Raw genomic sequence first — 18348 nt, forward strand, 5'->3', positions numbered from 1 at the left:
GGCAAATGTTGTTTTATATTTTTTTATAAGGGTGAACTCTAATATGTAAAGTTCACCCCTATATTAAAAATTTATTTTGATACAATTCTTTTTATATTTAACTCTTTTTATATTTGATTCTTTTATATTTTTGATACAATTCGGCTATTTAAATGCACAGATTATTATAAGTTTAAAATCTATACATAATACTATATACTTTTAAATTTAGTTCTTTTTTTATTAAATACTTTAAATATTACTTTTCAAGCTCATCAAAGTAATTATATACAATGACTTCACCTGTTTCTTTATCTGTTGTCTTTATAATCCCTTTAGCTCCATTTACCTCTTCTTTTGTGAATTCATCATCTAGTACAACTTTAAATTTATCTTCCTTTCCATATCCCTGTTGAAACTCAGCTCTTAAAATTGCATTTTTTTCAGCTTTTGGTTTTAATTCAAATTCAATTCCTGATTTCATTTCATCAAAATAATTTAAAACTACAACTTCATTATTCATTTTATTAGTTGTCTTTATAATCCCTTTAGCTCCATTTACTTCTTCTTTTGTAAATTCATCATCTAATACGACTTTGAATTCATCTTCCTTTCCATACTCTTCTTGAAATTCTTTTTTCATTTCACTGTACTTAATCTCAAATTCTTCACTCCTGTTTAATTCCATAGCTGATACATTTATCAATGACGTCCCAATAGCTATTATTGTCAATGCCATGACCATACCAGTTTTTAATTTTTTTAACTTCATATTTTACCTCCTAAATTAAATGTTCTTAGTGAAATTATATAAATAAAAATCTAATTTTTACAGTTTCATTCTTGTAACTAAAATTACTATTATGTAACCAAACTTTTTAATTTAACTCTTCCTTAAAACCTGCCTTTTTGGGGAATAGTTGAATTAAAAAAATAAAATTTTTAAACTTTTTAATTACTCTAATATTGTATTTATTGAACTTAATAAACTTTGTTTTTAATAAAATAAAATTTATCATATGTCTCAAACCTACTTATTTACTAAAAATACTACATTCAAAAAACTAATCTCACTATATATTTCATTGATAGTTTACTTATTTTTGACTTATAAAATCATATAATCAATATCCAAATAAATTAGTTGAAAATTCAAAAAATACATACCCCTATTTAGTATATATTTTTATATATTAAAAAAAAGTTTTAAATAAAGTTATATTTTTTACAACAGTTTTGTAATTAAAAACATGTTGAAGCTAAAATTAAATGTACTATATACTATAAATATGTCGACAAAATAAATTTATAAAGGAGAAAAACAGATGAGAAAAAATTTACTAATAGCAATATTGTCAGTTGTTTTAGTGTTATCAAGCATGCTTACAATCTTTGCATATTCAACTATTAAAGATAATAACAGATTAGTATACTCAAACATGATAGATAAAAAGACACAAAATCAAGTAAAAAATGTATTAGAAGAAAATAGAGTAGATAAGAAAAATATTGATATTTTTATTAAATCAGTTAGGAGCTACAACAAACTTCAAATTAAAATACTTCAAGACAATGTAAATATATCTAAGTCTGGATATAGTTCAATTAACACAAAGCAGGTTCCATATAATTTAGATAAATTACAAGATAACTGGATGGAAAAGTTTCCTAACTATATGGATGTAAATTGCAGAATAACAGCTTTTAGACTTTTTAAAGATTTCATAAACTCAAAAGAGAAGTTTACTGGAGATTCTATCGATTTAAGTATTGATTTAGATACTATAATGAATAATAGAGATGCAAAATTTAGCTCAAAGGATGTAGAAAAATTTATTAACTTTTTTTCTGCAATACCAACTCAATACACAGATGATATAAATAAAAATGCAGAACAAATAAAAAAAGAATGGAAAAAAAGAAAAATATCTTTTAAAGATAATAAAAATATGTCTATTATAAGTGGATTTCTTCGTTATCCAGAAACTAAAAATGTATTTATAGGTCATACAGGTATATGTATCAAGACTGATAAAGATATTTTATTTATAGAAAAATATGGTTCTACATCCCCTTACCAAGTTACTAAGTTCAAAAGTAAAAAAGATGTGAAAAATTATATGTTCAATAGATTAAAGATGTCAGAAGGAGATGTAGAATTACTAGACCCAATAATAATGGAAAATGATAAACTTATGCAGTAATATTTCTAAACATTAAAATTATCTTTATGATTGTTAAGATAAGTAAAAGTAGGCTAATATCAACGAAAAAATATTAATTGTGAAACTCTAATACTGAACAAATCTATAGATATTTTCTAATTTAACAAAAAGACTGTAAGTAGATTTATTTTACATAAATCTACTTACAGTCTTTTAAATAAATACTTTAAAAATATAAATTATCATAACTTTAAGATTATAATATATACATCTTTAGCCTATATCATAATTATTTATTTCTTCTGCACAGTGAGAATCTGAGCCCAAAACCAATGGAATATCATATTTTTTTGCTAATTCTAATAAGTATCCATCTACATAAGGCTCTTTACAGTATTTTTTTCTGTTTCCAGAAACATTGTAGTCAAGTTCATATCCTTTTTCTTTAACTAACTTTATTAATTCTTCAAGAACTTTATTTCCTTCATAATCATATGGAAATACTTGATTAAACTTTCTAACTAAATTTAAATGACCTATTCTCTTTGGTTTATATGTACCCAAGTCAGCATTTACAGCTTTTATTAATGCTTCATAATATTTATTATAAACAGCTTCAATGCTTCCAAGCTTATCAATCAGATTTTGAAACTCTTCTACACTATAGTCTACACAACAATAATCACCATCAATTTTAATTATATGTACTGATAATAGAGAATCCTCTAATTCATCACCATATTTATCTAAATTGTTTTTTATGCCTTCTTCATAACCTTCAAGAAAATCTACTTCCGCTCCTACATTTATCTTAATTTTACCCTCATATTTTTGCTTAAAATTTTTAACATCATTAAGGTAATTTGATAAATTTTCAAGATTCATGCAACTATCATTTTCGGGTGCAGGGTCTTTAAATCCCTCTGGATATGGAAAATGCTCTGTAAATGTCATTTCTGTTAGACCAACATCAATTGCCCTTTGTATATATTTTTCAAAATCATCCTTACTTCCATGAGGACAATAAGGTGAATGTATATGACCATCTTTCATAACTAATGCTCTCCTTTTATTAAATTGAACTACGTATACTTAACTGCCTTCAGTAACTTTTAAAGGCGGAGATATATTAAATAACTCAGTCTATAATAAATTTCCTCATTAAAGTATAGTACATACTCATTAGAAATTTCAATAATTAAATATCAATAAAACATAAAAAATCGCCTATATCAAAATATATAAGCGATTTTAACAATCATATTTACATATGTTTTTTAGCCTCTAATAACATTTTATTTGCTTCTTCCATACACTCTATAGCTTTTTCAATACTCTTTGCAGTTTCTTCTTTTCCAATAGCTCTGGCCTTTTCTACCCACTCTCTAAATCCTTCTTCATGAGTCTCATTGTGATTTATCCAATGCACTAAAAGTATTTTTAAAGTTTTCTCATCTTTAGACTCTGATGATTCTTCATGATTATGTTCGTGTTCGTGGTCATGAGTATGGTCGTGTGGATGTTCGTGACATATATCTCCATGAGTATGTTCATGGCAATGGTCGTCATGGTCATGGTGCCCATGGTGGTATCTTACAATCTCTTTATCAAACATCATTAGTTATTCCCCCTGTTATTTTATATTAAATTCTTTTTTTATAACATTAACAGAATCTTTTACAAGTAGTGCTAATGGTTTACCTTCTAATCCAACTAACTCTATATTTTCTGGCATAATAGGTAAAAGTATCTTAAGTGCCTCACTATCTGCAATAGCTTCACTTATATTACAAGTGACTTCCCCCATCATAGAATTAGGTATTATTACAGAAATAGGTGCAACTATTATATTGGCTTTTCTAGCTGATACTACTATAGCATTTTCCCCTGTAGCTCCTTTATTAGCATGAGCCTTCATCATAGAACTAGTTGCTATAGAATTAGTTCCTAGTGCATAAATTTCTACATATGTAGGTAATTCTTCTCTCAAAGAAGAAACTATCTGGGCTCCTATACCTCCACCCATTCCATCTATCACTGCTATTATCATATGAAATTCCCCTATTAATTAATTTTCTTGTATTATTATCTTATGGTCCATCAATCTTATTTCTTTAATTATTCCATCTATTATTTTTTGTTCTCCTAATAAATCAGTTAAATAAATCTTTCCATCACAAGGGTCTATATTAACCACATTTTCCATAACCTTTTCTAATTCATTGTTATTCTTACAAATGAAAGCTGATGATTCACACATATAAATCTCCTCCTAATATGATTTTTATTAAAAATCAAAAAAAGACTTCCTCAGGTATTTCAATACACCAAAGAAACCTTCATGATTTCAATTTTTGTATATTATTATACCTTAAGTATATCACTTTAATTTGCCTAAAGTCAATTAAAGTTAACGCTTTTTATTATACTCTTCATCCTTGTATTTTTTATATAATTCTTCAGCTAATTGCTTTTCATAATCAGTCAATTCTTCTTCTACAAACTCAACATTAAATTGACTAGCCAGTCCTTTTATTAGATTAGCTTGTAGAGTATCTATGTCTATTTTTTTACCAATTTCATTCTCTATTCCACTGGCCTTTTTAGCTGTAAATTTCATTGCTCTTTCCTTTAGTTCTGGTGTTTTAGTCTTTATTAATTTAAACAATTTTTCTACATCAAAATCCATTATTATTGAACCATGCTGTAACAAAACACCATCTTTTCTACTTTGAGCACTTCCAATAACCTTTTTATTATTAATAGTAACTTCATATGATGCATGTGCATTAAAGCATGCAGCTGATAAATTTTCTCTACCTATTCTCTCTCCACTATTTAAGTTATCTGTTTCTATACCACTTAAATTCAATCCTCTAACTAAACCTTCACTTATATATCTATAAGATAGATTTATACTTTTATCAATTAAAGGATTATCTTCTCCTATAATTATACTATAAGTTAGCTCATTATCATGTAATACAGCTCTTCCTCCTGTGATTCTTCTGACACAGTCTATATTCATGCACTTACACTTATCCAAATCTACCTCATCTTCAAGTTTTTGAAAATATCCTACACTCAAGCAAGCTGGCTTCCAAGTGTAAAATCTAAGTGTTGGCTTCACACAGCCTTTTTTATATGCAGTGAATATAGCTTCATCAATTGCCATATTCATTGCACCATCATATGATTTATTATGTATAACTCTCCACTGATTCATGATTATTACGCCCCAATCTTTAGTATAAATATATTCAAGAAATCATTTACAGATTTAGTTCTCTTATAGACAAATCTATCTCATCTTGATTTAAAGGTCTTGAATAATTATATATAGTACTTCCTGGTCTTTCATTATAATACGGTCTATTACAATCCTTACAGCCTCTTATTTCAAAAGGGTAACCCCTGTTTATATCTGATACAATCTCATCATCGAGTTTTATATTCTCTAAGTATCCATTTTTAAATTCAAAGTATTCTTGTGAATAATCTTTATTTACCATATAGGACATTAGCTGTACTCTTCTGTAACTTTCTATATTTGGTTGACTTATTTTTTCCATTTTAGTTCCTCTAACTGGAGTAAATGCAAATAAACTAACAGTTATATTGTTCTTCTTTAAATAAGTATATAAGTTGTATATATCTTCATGACTTTCTCCCATACCAACAATTATATGTGTGCTGATTTTATTAGGATATAACTTTGACATTTTTGTTATAAAATTCAATTTTTCATAATAATTATATCCTTTTATTTTTTCATATAATTCCTTATTTGCTACATCTATCGCTATTCCTATTTTATCTACTCCAGCAGAAAAAAACTTATTTATTTCTTCATCACTTTCTAACTTTGCAGACAATGAAATAGGCATATCTATTTTACCATTTATATAATTTATAAAATCTAAGACAGATTTATGTGCCTCTTCACTTGCCATTGATTGTATACATATTCTCTTTATATTTTTTCCCTTATATGCTCTCAAAGCATCCAGTATTTCCTCTTTAGAATACTCTGGCCAAACTACTCTTGATAATTTATCTTTTCTAGTACTGCTTTCTATTGATTGAGAACAAAAACTACATTTGTTTATACATTTTTCCCCAATCATTATATATGCTGTAGTAGGAGGTATATCGCTTTTTTTATTTAATATTCCAAGTTCTATTGCTGTTCCTGATGATAGTCTAATCATAAAACGCAACACTCCTTACATTCAGTTATTGTCATATTCATATCTATAGCCTTGTTCTTAGCAGATTTTGATGGCAGAACTATTTTATTAACTCCACACATTATAGCTAATTGGTCTAACTCTTTTCTATATACGCCTCTAGGTCTCATACAACCTAGGTTAATCTCTGTATTTGGTAAATTAATTCTCGCTTCACATAAAACATCTGCTACTTCTTCCAACTTAGGAGGTTCTACATTTTCATATTCAGTACCTCTTGTGGGAATAAGAACTATAAATGTCAGTTTATTAGGAGGATTTTTTTGTAAGTATTCTATAATCTCATACTCACCTTTTACTTTTCCTCCTTTTAAACCAATACATATATGTGGTGCTACTTCTGTATTTTCTCTTATTGTATTGTAAGTTTTAATATAATCGTCTTTGCTTTTATCCATTTTATAAACTTCTTTTATAGTTTCTTTATCAAACACCAAGTCGAAAGAAACCATATCTAAATACTTACATAATTCTATAATACTCTCTTTATCCATAAGCCCTAAATGAGCATTTAATCTGTAGCCTTGTTCCTTTAATTCTTTAATGGTCTGTATATGAGTATTTATTGGGACATCACCTTCATAACTACAACCACCACTTAATAAAAAACTAGTTATATTTCTTGATTTAACTTTTTCTTCATAATCCTCAATTGGTATCATATTTTCTAAATAGTGACCATTACAATGAGCACATTTAAGACTACACTTATTACTTGTCGTACTAAGAGCTAGCGTCTGATTAGGATAAGCAAACTCTATCTCATTTCCGAAATTACTTAATTTAATGTCAAACGCAGTTCTTATTTTTTCAGACAAATCCTTATACATAATTTAATCCTCTACAGTAATGTTTTTATGTTTTACTCCTCTATCTATGCATTTATATTTTGATATTTTACTCTTCTAGTAGCTGTTTTGCAGTTGGGAACTGCTCTATATTTGTATGTGGTAAGAAGCATGCAGAAATAAATTCGTCCATGTAACTTGGATAAACACTAAGTTCAACATAAGTTATTTGTCTACCTATTTCTTCAAGTTTATTTTTGGCATCTTTACTTATAAGAGCCAAGTAAGAACCAACAAGTGAACTATTTCCTATATAAGTAAATTTCTCTCTATCGATATCAGGAAGTAATCCTATAATTATTGAATTTTCTATATCTAAGTTATTTCCTATACCACCTGCTATATAAACTCTATCTAATATACTAAAATCCATACCCAAGCTATCTACAAGAGTATATGCTCCTGAATATATAGCTCCTTTAGCTCTAATGAAATTATCTATGTCCACTTCATTTACTACTATATCATTCTCCAAATCAAATTCTTCTTTAAATGCTAATACATACTCTCCTATTTCATGTTCATTAAATCTAACTCTCTTATTGTTTAAATCTCTGTATATCTTACCTCTTCTATCTATTACACCCTTAGTAATCATTTGGCAAATTAAATCAATTATACCAGAACCACATATACCAACTGGCGCACATTCATCTATTATTTTTAATGTAGGCTCTAAAGTTTCTTTATCAATAGCCACCTTTTCTATTGCTCCTGCTGATGCTCTCATTCCACAGCTTATGCCTCCACCTTCAAATGCAGGACCTGCTGAACATGCACAGCTCATCATATAGTCTTGATTTCCAAATACTATCTCTCCATTGGTACCTAAATCTATAAATAAAACATTTTCTTCACTTGACCATATCCCTGCTGATAATACCCCTGCTGTTATGTCTCCTCCTACATAACTTGCTACAGATGGAGCTAAGTACACATATGCACTGTCATTTACAAAAAGGCCTACATTTTCACCCATAAGTTTTGGAGATTTTAAAAATGGAGGTATATAAGGTTCTTGTCTTAAAAAGTCTGTATACACTCCTAAAAATAAACTTGTCATAGTTGTGTTTCCAGCAGCTACTAAAGTGACTACATCCTCCTTATTTATGCCATTTCTTTCATATAATGTTTTTAATAGAGGATTTATAGTTTCATCAACTATAGCTTTGTGTAAAGTTTCTAATCCGTTTTTCTTAGCCGAATATATAATTCTATTTATAACATCTGCTCCATATTTTATCTGAGCATTTCCAGATGATGCTTTATCTACTACTTCTTTTGAATATAAGTCTACTAAACATACAACTACCGAAGTTGTACCAATATCTATTGCAACTCCATACAGAGAATTTTCCTTATTTCCTTCTTCTATATTTATGATTGTAAGTTTCTTTTGTTTTTGAACATATGTTATTGTAACTTTGAAATCGCTCTTTCTAAATATCGTTGGCATCTTTCTAAGTATATCTAATCTAAAATCTATTTCATTGTACCCCAGATGATTTCTAACATGTCTTTCTAATCTATCTACATCACTTATATTATCATCTAAGTTTGGTTCTTCCATTTCTATGTATTTCTTCTTTATATTTGTCTTAAATTGTAAGTTATGCTTTTCTATTATTTTTTTAGCTCTCTCAAAAAGTCCTCTATCTTTTTGTTTATTACTACCTTCTATCTTCATACCATGCATAGAAGATGATACTTTAGAAGGAACTTCAATTTCTATATCTGAGATTACTTTTGTACAACAAGCTAATATATAACCTTGCTCCCATTCGTTATCTGTTATATGTCTTGTTTTTTCTGTATCAACCTTACCTTTTAACAACTTCACCTTACATTTACCACAAGATACATTTCCATTACAAGGAGCATCTATGAATATATCTGCATTTCTTGCTACTTCTAGTAATATATCCCCCTCGTTACAATAAACTTCTTTATTGTTTGGCATAAAATTTACCTTTATCATGATATCCCTCCCAATTTGTTCTATATATTATAAAAGGAAAGTATAGCTAAATTTGCGTGCACTCAAATTTTACTATACTTTCCCCAATTATAATAACATCCCTAGTCTTTAATTATTCTAATCCAGCCTCATATTCTTTATCACTTAATAATGTATCAAGCTCAGCAACATCAGCTAGTTTTACTTTTAATATCCAGTTTTCGTATGGGTCTTCATTTATACATTCTGGCTCATCTTCTAATTTTTCATTAACTTCTAATACTTCACCATTAACAGGAGATATTAAATCAGAAGCTACTTTAGAAGATTCAACTACTCCAAAATCTACTCCCTTAGTTACAGTATCTTCTACTTCTGGTGTTTCAACAAATAATATTTCTCCTAATTGATCTTGAGCATAATCTGTTATACCTATATATACAACATCTCCATCAATTACTTTTACCCATTCATGATCTTTAGAGTATTTTAATTCTGGTAATAATTTCATTTCGATAGACCCCCAATATTATATTATTGATTAATTTATTTAAATCATATTAATATTATATCACATTATTTTAAATTTTCCATCAATTACATTACACTTTCCATAGCTAATGCTGGATGACCTTTTTCTTCTAAGAAAGCTAATACACCTTCAGAATCGTCAGCTATAGTTTCGTCACAAATCATATCACAGAAGTTTTCTATTCCAGTCATTTCTTTAACTGTAGCATTTAATTTATCAGCTACATACTCTTTTAATTCTTTTGGCATCCAAACTATTCTTTCTGGTCCACCTTCTGCATAAGCGAATTTTTTAGAAGATATGAAGTGTCTTCCGTGTCCCATGAATCCTGGAGTTTGAACTCCTCCACCTGTCATAGAAGCAAGTTCTCCGAAAGTCATACCAACTGGAGTAACGCTTGGGAATTCTCTGTTAACTACAACAAATCCATTTGCTTCTGGCATTATACCACAGATACACTCGAAGCATCCACAAGAAGTCATAGGGTCTTCTAATATAGAGTATAATGTAACAGCTTCAACTGCACCTTGAGATATTTGGTTTACAGTTTCATTTACAGAGTTCCATACACCTGTTCTATCGTCTAAACATTCACCTTTTTCTATTGGTTGACAAGGACCTGTAGGGTCTAATTCTTTAGTAGCTTTAGCATCTAACCAGCTAACTGCTCCACAAAGACCAAGTCTTTCAGGAGTAACAACACAAACGTGAGCTGGTGCAAATGATTGACATAAGTTACAAGAATAGAAAGTCTCTACACTTTCATCAACCAATGAAGCTAATCTCTCATCTCTCGCATTGTACTTAGCTATTGCTTCACCTTTTAATTCAGAAACTTTTTCAGCATCTGTAATTATAGTTATTTCACACTTATCAACAACTGATTCAAATTCATCTAACATCTTAGCATATAAAACTTCTCCTATATGCTCAAGTCTAAATCCTTTATCAAATGCATCTTTAGAGATTCTTACCCAGGCCATATCTCTTTGTCCAACGTGCATTACACCTTCTATATAGTTTAAGAAGTAGTGGAAACGTCTTTCAAGAACTGGTTCGAAATCTTCTTGCATGTTTTTACCAGCTATCTTAACTATTACAGCAAGTGGTAATCTTAATACACCATCAGCTTCAACTTCATCTATGTTTGGTCCTATTATTTCTATCTTATGGTCTTCAACTTCAGTTGCTTCTTTCTTAACAACAAGCTCCCAAGCTTCAGTTTTATTTCCACCAAATTCAGCAAACATGTCGCTCTTTCTAATTCTTTCACCTTCAAATGCTGCTGCAAATGAAACTGGTATAGGTATTTCAGTAACTTTTATTTTTATTCCTCTAGCTTCTAATGAAGTAGCTACTATCTTATCATAATCTTTTTGAGTTAATAAGTTCATTGGAACTTCAAGAACAGTTTGGTCAGTTATAACTGGGAATCCTAAAGCTATTGCTCCAGCACCTGCAGATACAACTAATTCACTTAATGGTCCAAATGCATTTACAAATGCAGGAACTCTATTAGCTGTGTATTCTAATAATCCGTTTAAATCACCAGGAGTTAATCCACCGAATATTAATGCTGCTCTTACTGCAACAGATACAACGTGGATAACAGAAGTTACATCATATCCTAGAGGTATAACTCTTAGCTCAAGACCCATTTTTACTCCAGCTTCTATAGCTTGGTCTATAACCTTACCAACTAAGAAAGTTAATAAACCTTTAGATTGGTAATCTTTTATAACTTTTGCTGCTGATTCAGCATCAGGACATTCACCAAGAACAACTGCAACACCAGGTATATCTCCTGTAACTAGTGGTACACCAAGTGATCTGATTATAGGGTCAGTTATATGACCTGCACATGGCTCACTATATGGAGCATCTATAGTTGAGTATTTTAATGCTTCAATTACTTCTGCCGCTAAAGCAGTAGCTAAACCAGCATTAAAAGCATGTTCTAATAAATGCGTTCTATTGATTAAAGATTTTACTACTTCTAAAGCACCTTCTAAGTCCCCTAAAGTGTTCATTTTTTGTCCTGTTGCAGCATATATACAAGGTAATGAATATGCTGTATCAGGGAAAGCTACTTTATGTTCTTTTCCGTTTTTTTCTATAGCTTCAGCTAGCATAGCTTGAGCTGCACCCAAAGCTTGTTCTGACCCTGTAAAGATTATATTATATAGATTCATTCTATTTCCCCCTTTAATATTTACACCTATTTTTTATTAACTATACCCTAAAAACCCTAGAAAGCAAATCCACCTTCATTTAACTCTAAGAAAGAGTCTGCATATAAAGATGCCCCGTTGATTATGTCACAAGATTTTACAGTTTTCATTAATTCTGGGTCACATGGATTCATTATAGCTGAACTAAATCCATTAGCCATTGCCATTGCTAAGAATGCGCTATCTAAAACAGGTCTAACATGTTTAGGACATCCATTAGATACATTAGATAATCCTCCTGTAGTTAAAAGTCCCATTTCAGTCATCATTTTTATAGCTTCTAAAACTTCTACTTGTTTTTCTTGCATACCCTTTATAACTAAGCATAATGGGTCAAATAATATATCAGTTGGCTCCATTCCTAGCATTAAGCCTTTTTCTAGTATTTCTTGGCAGTAAGCCATACGTTCATCGTTATCTCTTGGGATACCTTCTTTTGCACATAAACCTATAACCATTGATTCATATTCAGCTGCTATATCTATTAAATCAAATCTTGAACCAGCATCAGCAGAGTTTATTATTGGTTTTGCATTAGTTCTATCGTAAACTTTAAGTCCAGCTTCGATAGCCTTTTTATTAGCTGTATCTAATGCTATAGGAACATTGTTAAATTCAGATTGAAGTAGCTTAACTCCCCATGTCATTATCTCTTCGCCATCTCTTTCAGCAGGTCCTATATTGAAATCTATATAGTGTGCTCCTGCTTCTAATTGTTCTTTTGCTCTTTTTAATATTGGAGCTGGATCTCTTTCTGCTAATGCCTTTCTTATTGAAGGTGAGATACAGTGTATTCTTTCACCTATAATCATAAATTTTTCCATTTATAATGTCCCCCTTTAAATTTAATATTAATAGTTAGTTAATATTTTATTAGTTTGTTTGGCATGCTTTTTCTTGGTATCCTTTTAAGAACTTAGGTAATTCCATAGATTCTTCTGGTCCTATAACTACATTCCATCCTGGTAAGTTATCTTCTATATCACCTTTAAGTACTGCAACTTTTCCTGGAATAATAATGTCTTTACAATTAGTTACTTCATCTACTTTACTTTCTTTAATGAAAGCAGATATTGAATTTCCACCAAATTTACCAGCAGCCCAAGATGTAAGAACTGAATATCCACCTGCATCTGGTATTACTAACCATACTGGAACTTTTGATCTTTCTATATCTCCAGCAACTATGAAATAAGTTAATGCAAAGTCAACAGTAACTAATACTGGAGAATTTTCATCTGGGTTATTAATTGGGTAAATCTTTGGTTCAACTCTCATTGGTCTTTGTGGGTCAGTGTATATATTTTGTCTTAATGCAAATAATGGTAATGCTTTAGCATAACTAATATCATCTATTACTATTATAGAACCATATTTTATAGTAAATATTGATGATAAAGCAATTTCCATCATAGGATTTGAGTTAGATAATCTATTTGCAAACACTATTGAAGGATATCCAAATGTTCTATCTTGTTCTTTTAAAGCTATTCTTCTAACTTGCACAGCATTAGTGTAAGTATCTTTTATATTTTCTCCAGTTACATCTAATACTAATTCTTTATATCCAGCAGATTGAACTAATTCAACTGTTTCATATAATTCTTCTAAGCTAGCGGCTTTTACTCCTAATGGTAAGTTTGCTCCTTTAACTACTTCTATCATATCTTTGTAGTTATCTTTAGTTGCTCCATATACCATTGGTCTAGCATCTTTTAATACTTCAACAGCTTCTTTTACTGCTTGTGCATCATCACAAGCTAAAATATAAGCTACTTCTAATCCACTACCTTTTATTTTGTCTATTAGTTTTAAATATGCATCTTTGTCTCCACAGTATTCTAAAACAACCATTTCAACTTTCATTTGTTCACCAATTCTTATATAGTCAACTTTTTTCATGTTAGCTATTTTAGCGTCTACTGCTTCATCACTCATACAAGTACAGAATGAAACTGCATATCTATTTCTACTTACTAATGTTTTTTCATGTCTAAATAATACTGTTTCCCCACCTAGTTCATATTCAGATGCTCCAGCACCAACTTTTAATGCTTTCATTAAAGGTGCAGTAGCTTCTGATAGTTTCGCTATAGCGTCATCAGACATATGTGGGCATTTACCTACTTCTACAGCTCCTGAAGCAACCTTCATAGAGAAAGCCATACAAGTTGGGAATCCACAATCCTTACAGTTTTTCTTTGGTGTTAATTTAAATATATCTAAAGCTTTTAATGCCATTATTTTCTCCCCCTAACCTTAACAATTTAATTAAGCTAATGCGTTAACCAATTCTTTTATAGTTTCTATTGATTTTGGATGACGAAGTATAACTGCGTTTGAACCACCTACTAAAACACTTGCTGCAGTTGAAACTTCCATTGCTATAGTTCTTTCTTCTGGACAACCCCAATCTGGCTCATCTTCCACTGGAGCTATAGCTTCTTTAACATGACCTACTTCGAAAGCTACTGGTGTTATGATAGGCATTTGTAATGTCTTATCATTTTGACCAAATGCTGCAAGTCTAATTCTATCCATAGTAGATGCAACATATTCATATCCATAACCAACTGCTGAACATCCAACATTCATAACTATATTTTCACCTTTAACGCCTAATTGAGTTAACAGTACGTTTAATTGTTTTGCTAGGTTTATATCAACAGAAGATTCTGCTCCAACTTTGTGTGAATAAGCCATTCCAGCTGATGCTCCTACTCCTTTGTAGTTATCTTCTACTGCTGACATAAATAGACAGTTATGACCATCCAATGTTTGAGCTAATTTTTCAAACAGTTTACCATCTTTTTCATGATTTCCTGAACCAGCTACTACTAAAGGCAATGTTATTGCTTCAACTACTGCTTTAGCCACTTCAGCACAGTCATCAACTGATTTATCTAATCCATTTGGGTCAGAACCATCAAATTTTAAACAAATAAAATCTGCTTGTGTATTAGCTTCAACATATTTAGCCCATTCTACTGGACAATTAGCTACATCTTTGTATAACTCTTTATATGAATCAGTCCAGCTTTCAGGATAAACATCTGATATTTGTATACCTATTTTTGGAGTATTCCCTACTTCTCCATCAAAACTATAAAAAGGTAATACATTTTCCCCACCTAATTTAATTGCTTTTTCCCCTATTCCTACTTCAACTTCTGATATTTTTCCAGAATATTTTTGAGTAGACATTTTAAATGCCATATTTTTTTCCCCCTTAAGCCTATTTTAATTCTAATTTAGCAAAAATTTCTTTCATAGCCACTTTAGATTTTGAATCTTCAGGTAAATCAACTAAAGGAATACCTGTAGAATCATATTCATATATCAATTCATCCATAGGTACAACACCGATTAGCTCTAGGTTATGTTTTTCTATTTCCTCTTTGACACCATCATTCATAACCCCATTTGGAACCTTATTTACAATTAGAAGTATTCTTCCAACATTTAATTTTAGTTCCTCAGCTAAATCTCTTATTCTAGCAACAGCTTGTATACTACGTCTTGAGCAATCACTAACCAATAAAAGCGTATCAACATGTCTAGTAACTTTTCTGCTTAGATGTTCCATACCAGCTTCGTTGTCCATGACTAAGTATTTGTAGTGACCAGATATTTTGTTTACTTGTTCTCTAAGTATCCCATTTACAAAACAGTAACATCCTTCCCCTTCTGATCTCCCCATTACTAATAAGTCATATCCTTCGCCTTCTTCAATTATAGAATTTAATCTAAATTGTAGATATTGTGCTTTTGTCATACCGCCTGGGAATGCATTGCCTAACTTTTCTCTTTGATTTACTTCTTCTCTTATTTCTCCTATTGTTGCTTCAACTTCAATACCTAATACTTCATTTATGTTAGCATTAGCATCAGCATCTACAACCAATACTGGTCCCTTATTGTCCTTAACCAAATAATCAATCAAAAGCCCTGTGAGACTTGTTTTACCAGTTCCACCTTTTCCTGCAACAGCTATATTGTATCCCATTTTAAGACTTCCCCCTTAAATCTAGCCACAGAGCCTTATGTACTCTGTTTACTTATTATAATTTAGGTACAGAATGAACACATTCTCCATGTACATCATGAAGTGCTTCCATTAGTCCTTCAGATAAACTTGGATGTGGATGTATTGCATCCCCTACTTGTTCTACAGTTAATCCTAGATGAACAGCAAGTGATAACTCTGTTAATAAATCTGTAGCATGAGGACCTACTACTGCTGCACCTATTATTTTATCTGTTTCTTTATCAGCTATTATTTTTACAAATCCTTGGAAATGTCCTATAGCCTGTGCTTTTCCAAGTCCTCTAAAATCAAATTGACCTACATTGTATTCTACACCTTCAGCTTCAAGTTGTTTTTCAGTTTTACCAACACCAGCAACTTCAGGTTCAGTATAAACACATCTTGGAATTGCTCTATAATCTACTACTTTAGTTTTTCCTAAAGCATTTTCAACTGCAACAATACCTTCTTTAGAAGCAACATGTGCTAAGAAAGGAGTATCTATTATATCACCTATTGCATATATACCTTCTACATTAGTTTCAAGATGCTCATTAACTACTACTTTTCCTCTTTCCATTTCAATTCCTATATCTTCTACTCCAGAATTATCAAGGTTAGGTCTTCTACCAACACATACTAATGCATATTGTGCTTCTATAACCTTTCCATTAGAAAGAGTTGCAACAGCTTTACCATCAACTACTTCACAAGTTTGTACTCCAATACCTGTAATAACTTTAATCTTATCTTTCTTAAATTGTCTAAGTAGTTGTTTAGCTACATCTTTATCTTCATTTAATAGTATCTGGTCAACCATTTCAACTATAGTTACTTCTGTTCCTAAGGCTCTAAAGAATTGCCCTATTTCACATCCTATAACTCCACCACCTACTATTAACATAGACTCAGGTATATCTTCAAGTCCAAGAACTTCATCACTAGTTATTACAATTTTTCCATCATATGGGAACATTCTTGGTACAACTGGAACAGAACCATTAGCTAGTATTATCTTATCCGCTTTTATAGATTCTACTGTTCCATCATCTTTTGTTACTTCTATAGTATTTTTATCAATCAATTTTCCAAAACCATTAACTAGTTTTACGCCTCTTTTTTCAAATAGGAATTCTATACCACTTATTAATTGATTTACAACTTTATTTTTTCTTTCCATTATAGCAGTGAAATTTGGTGTAACTGTACCATCTATCTCTATACCAAAATCCTTTGCTTCCCTCACAGTATTTAATACCCCTGAAGAAGCAAGAAGTGCTTTAGTTGGTATACATCCTGCATTTAAGCAAGTTCCTCCAACTCTTCTTTTTTCAATAACTGTTACCTCTGCACCAAGCATAGAAGCTTTTATAGCTGCTACATATCCTCCTGGTCCACCACCTACTACTACTATTTTCATCCTTAATTCCCCCAAACCTTATAATCTACAATCTTGTAATACTATAAACCTGCGGCATCTAGTATAGCAGGTATATTTTCTTCTGCCCCAATTGCCATTATATGAACACCATCACATAAATCTTCTTCTTTTAATTGTTTGATAAGTTCTCCTGCCATTTTTATTCCCTCACTTACCCAGTTTTCTTTTCCAGCTGCTCTTAATCTTTCGATTTGTTCATCTGGCACAAATATTCCTGGTACATTTGCAGTCATAAATTTAGCCATTCCTGGAGATTTTAAAGGTACTATTCCTGCTAATACCTTACAATCCATATCCCTTGTTAGTTCTCTAAACTTTCTCATTGTATTTATGTCATAAAGTGCTTGAGTTTGGAAAAATTTAGCTCCAGCTTTTATTTTCTTTTGCATTTTTAATAATTGAACTTCTATTGGAGAATATTCTGGAGTTACTGATGCTCCTAGATAAAAATCTGGAGAACCTTTTAATTTATTACCAGCCATATCCGTACCTGCCATTAGAGTTTCAGCAGTTTGAAGTATCCCTACAGAGTCTAAATCAAATACTCCTTTAGCCTGTGGATGGTCTCCTACGCTAGTATGGTCTCCTGTTAATGCCAACAAGCTGTTTATTCCAAATACACCTGCTGACAACATTTCTCCTTGTATAGCTATCCTATTTCTATCTCTCCCCGTTATTTGAATCACTGGCTCTAATCCAGCATCTTTTAGTAATTTACATGTAGCAAGAGAAGTTGCTCTCATAACTGCTGATTGAAAGTCTGTTACATTTGCTGCGTGAACTCTTCCAACTAACGGCTTCGCACATTCAATTAAATGTGAAAGGTCAGTCCCTTTTGGAGGAGCCATCTCAGTAGTAACTGCAAATTTTCCACTCTCTAGTGTTTCTCTTAATAAGCTCATCTCTAATCCCCCTTTT

18 protein-coding genes are annotated in these 18348 nt (G+C 30.8%); 1 reads left to right on the forward strand and 17 read right to left on the reverse strand.

Annotated elements, in window-relative coordinates; all coding sequences use genetic code 11:
- Positions 1-238: 238 nt before the first annotated feature.
- The gene (locus tag KGF41_RS11245; protein WP_227829484.1) at positions 239-751 is read right to left on the reverse strand and encodes a hypothetical protein; all 513 of its coding nucleotides are present in this window, start codon (positions 749-751) and stop codon (positions 239-241) included.
- 553 nt (positions 752-1304) lie between these two features.
- Here KGF41_RS11245 and KGF41_RS11250 point away from each other — a divergent pair.
- On the forward strand, positions 1305-2183 hold the full coding sequence (locus tag KGF41_RS11250) for a DUF4300 family protein (RefSeq protein ID WP_227829483.1): 879 nt from the start codon (positions 1305-1307) through the stop codon (positions 2181-2183).
- A gap of 234 nt (positions 2184-2417) precedes the next feature.
- On the opposite strand, the gene hisJ is transcribed toward KGF41_RS11250, so the two are convergent.
- The 16 genes from hisJ to KGF41_RS11330 form a co-directional block, all read right to left on the reverse strand.
- The gene (gene hisJ / locus KGF41_RS11255) at positions 2418-3197 is read right to left on the reverse strand and encodes a histidinol-phosphatase HisJ (protein WP_227829482.1); all 780 of its coding nucleotides are present in this window, start codon (positions 3195-3197) and stop codon (positions 2418-2420) included.
- A gap of 211 nt (positions 3198-3408) precedes the next feature.
- Positions 3409-3762: a zinc transporter gene (locus KGF41_RS11260; RefSeq protein ID WP_227829481.1), complete on the reverse strand. Its 354-nt coding sequence runs from the start codon at positions 3760-3762 to the stop codon at positions 3409-3411.
- A gap of 15 nt (positions 3763-3777) precedes the next feature.
- Positions 3778-4194: a DUF3842 family protein gene (locus tag KGF41_RS11265; RefSeq protein WP_227433437.1), complete on the reverse strand. Its 417-nt coding sequence runs from the start codon at positions 4192-4194 to the stop codon at positions 3778-3780.
- Positions 4195-4212: 18 nt separating this feature from the next.
- The gene (locus KGF41_RS11270; protein WP_227433438.1) at positions 4213-4404 is read right to left on the reverse strand and encodes a CooT family nickel-binding protein; all 192 of its coding nucleotides are present in this window, start codon (positions 4402-4404) and stop codon (positions 4213-4215) included.
- Positions 4405-4554: 150 nt separating this feature from the next.
- Entirely contained in the window at positions 4555-5370 is an 816-nt protein-coding gene (locus tag KGF41_RS11275) for a lipoate--protein ligase family protein (RefSeq protein WP_227829480.1), read from the reverse strand.
- Positions 5371-5416: 46 nt separating this feature from the next.
- Positions 5417-6355, reverse strand: a complete 939-nt coding sequence (locus KGF41_RS11280) for a radical SAM protein (protein ID WP_227829479.1) — start codon at positions 6353-6355, stop codon at positions 5417-5419.
- On the reverse strand, positions 6352-7224 hold the full coding sequence (locus KGF41_RS11285) for a radical SAM protein (RefSeq protein WP_227829478.1): 873 nt from the start codon (positions 7222-7224) through the stop codon (positions 6352-6354). The genes KGF41_RS11280 and KGF41_RS11285 overlap by 4 nt, the downstream gene beginning before the upstream one ends.
- A 67-nt stretch (positions 7225-7291) precedes the next feature.
- A complete protein-coding gene (gene acsV, locus KGF41_RS11290) occupies positions 7292-9220 on the reverse strand; it encodes a corrinoid activation/regeneration protein AcsV (RefSeq protein WP_227829477.1) in 1929 nt (642 codons plus the stop codon).
- Between the two features lie 112 nt (positions 9221-9332).
- Positions 9333-9710 carry a glycine cleavage system protein GcvH gene (gene gcvH / locus KGF41_RS11295; protein WP_003418363.1) on the reverse strand — a complete coding sequence of 126 codons (378 nt, stop codon included), beginning with the start codon at positions 9708-9710 and terminating at the stop codon, positions 9333-9335.
- An 86-nt stretch (positions 9711-9796) separates the two neighbouring features.
- Entirely contained in the window at positions 9797-11923 is a 2127-nt protein-coding gene (gene acsB / locus KGF41_RS11300) for an acetyl-CoA decarbonylase/synthase complex subunit alpha/beta (RefSeq protein ID WP_227856666.1), read from the reverse strand.
- Between the two features lie 56 nt (positions 11924-11979).
- Complete coding sequence (gene acsE, locus KGF41_RS11305) at positions 11980-12786, reverse strand: carbon monoxide dehydrogenase/acetyl-CoA synthase methytransferase subunit (RefSeq protein ID WP_227433444.1); 807 nt, start codon at positions 12784-12786, stop codon at positions 11980-11982.
- 49 nt (positions 12787-12835) lie between these two features.
- A complete protein-coding gene (acsC, locus tag KGF41_RS11310) occupies positions 12836-14203 on the reverse strand; it encodes an acetyl-CoA decarbonylase/synthase complex subunit gamma (RefSeq protein WP_227842780.1) in 1368 nt (455 codons plus the stop codon).
- A gap of 30 nt (positions 14204-14233) precedes the next feature.
- The gene (acsD, locus tag KGF41_RS11315; protein WP_227829474.1) at positions 14234-15178 is read right to left on the reverse strand and encodes an acetyl-CoA decarbonylase/synthase complex subunit delta; all 945 of its coding nucleotides are present in this window, start codon (positions 15176-15178) and stop codon (positions 14234-14236) included.
- Positions 15179-15197: 19 nt separating this feature from the next.
- Positions 15198-15968, reverse strand: a complete 771-nt coding sequence (locus KGF41_RS11320; RefSeq protein ID WP_227829473.1) for a carbon monoxide dehydrogenase accessory protein CooC — start codon at positions 15966-15968, stop codon at positions 15198-15200.
- A 55-nt stretch (positions 15969-16023) separates the two neighbouring features.
- A complete protein-coding gene (gene lpdA, locus KGF41_RS11325; protein ID WP_227829472.1) occupies positions 16024-17409 on the reverse strand; it encodes a dihydrolipoyl dehydrogenase in 1386 nt (461 codons plus the stop codon).
- Between the two features lie 41 nt (positions 17410-17450).
- Positions 17451-18332 (reverse strand): methylenetetrahydrofolate reductase, encoded by an 882-nt coding sequence (locus KGF41_RS11330; RefSeq protein ID WP_227829471.1) that lies wholly within the window; start codon positions 18330-18332, stop codon positions 17451-17453.
- Positions 18333-18348: the final 16 nt, after the last annotated feature.

It is taken from the genome of Clostridioides sp. ZZV14-6150 (assembly GCF_020657875.1).
Taxonomy (GTDB): Bacteria; Bacillota; Clostridia; order Peptostreptococcales; family Peptostreptococcaceae; genus Clostridioides.